Source organism: Metabacillus sp. 84, from assembly GCF_050107715.1.
Lineage (GTDB): Bacteria > Bacillota > Bacilli > Bacillales > Bacillaceae > Metabacillus_B.
This window is the reverse complement of the sequence record NZ_JBNILN010000027.1, coordinates 1-1341: the sequence shown is the minus strand read 5'-3', so window position 1 is coordinate 1341 and position 1341 is coordinate 1. Positions and strand designations below refer to the sequence as shown.

The window sequence follows — 1341 nt, the reverse complement described above, 5'->3', positions numbered from 1 at the left end:
TGGTTAAGTCCTCGACCGATTAGTATCCGTCAGCTGCACATGTCGCCACGCTTCCACCTCGGACCTATCAACCTGGTCATCTTCCAGGGGTCTTACTTCAAAGAATGGGAAATCTCATCTTGAGGGGGGCTTCATGCTTAGATGCTTTCAGCACTTATCCCGTCCGCACATAGCTACCCAGCGATGCCTTTGGCAAGACAACTGGTACACCAGCGGTGCGTCCATCCCGGTCCTCTCGTACTAAGGACAGCTCCTCTCAAATTTCCTGCGCCCGCGACGGATAGGGACCGAACTGTCTCACGACGTTCTGAACCCAGCTCGCGTACCGCTTTAATGGGCGAACAGCCCAACCCTTGGGACCGACTACAGCCCCAGGATGCGATGAGCCGACATCGAGGTGCCAAACCTCCCCGTCGATGTGGACTCTTGGGGGAGATAAGCCTGTTATCCCCGGGGTAGCTTTTATCCGTTGAGCGATGGCCCTTCCATGCGGAACCACCGGATCACTAAGCCCGACTTTCGTCCCTGCTCGACTTGTAGGTCTCGCAGTCAAGCTCCCTTGTGCCTTTACACTCTGCGAATGATTTCCAACCATTCTGAGGGAACCTTTGGGCGCCTCCGTTACATTTTAGGAGGCGACCGCCCCAGTCAAACTGCCCGCCTGACACTGTCTCCCGGCCCGATCAGGGCCGCGGGTTAGAAGTTCAACACAGCCAGGGTAGTATCCCACCGATGCCTCCACCGAAGCTGGCGCTCCGGTTTCCAAGGCTCCTACCTATCCTGTACAAGCTGTGCCAAAATTCAATATCAGGCTGCAGTAAAGCTCCACGGGGTCTTTCCGTCCTGTCGCGGGTAACCTGCATCTTCACAGGTACTATAATTTCACCGAGTCTCTCGTTGAGACAGTGCCCAGATCGTTACGCCTTTCGTGCGGGTCGGAACTTACCCGACAAGGAATTTCGCTACCTTAGGACCGTTATAGTTACGGCCGCCGTTTACTGGGGCTTCGGTTCAAAGCTTCGCTTGCGCTAACCTCTCCCCTTAACCTTCCAGCACCGGGCAGGCGTCAGCCCCTATACTTCGCCTTGCGGCTTCGCAGAGACCTGTGTTTTTGCTAAACAGTCGCCTGGGCCTATTCACTGCGGCTCTTCAAGGCTATTCACCCTAAAGAGCACCCCTTCTCCCGAAGTTACGGGGTCATTTTGCCGAGTTCCTTAACGAGAGTTCTCTCGATCACCTTAGGATTCTCTCCTCGCCTACCTGTGTCGGTTTGCGGTACGGGCACCATTTTCCTCGCTAGAAGCTTTTCTAGGCAGTGTGGAATCAGGAACTTCGGTACTT

1 rRNA gene is annotated in these 1341 nt (G+C 55.1%); it reads right to left on the bottom strand.

The features are described 5' to 3' along the window. A 23S ribosomal RNA gene (locus ACQCV8_RS20100) occupies window positions 1–1341 on the bottom strand; the annotation flags it as partial.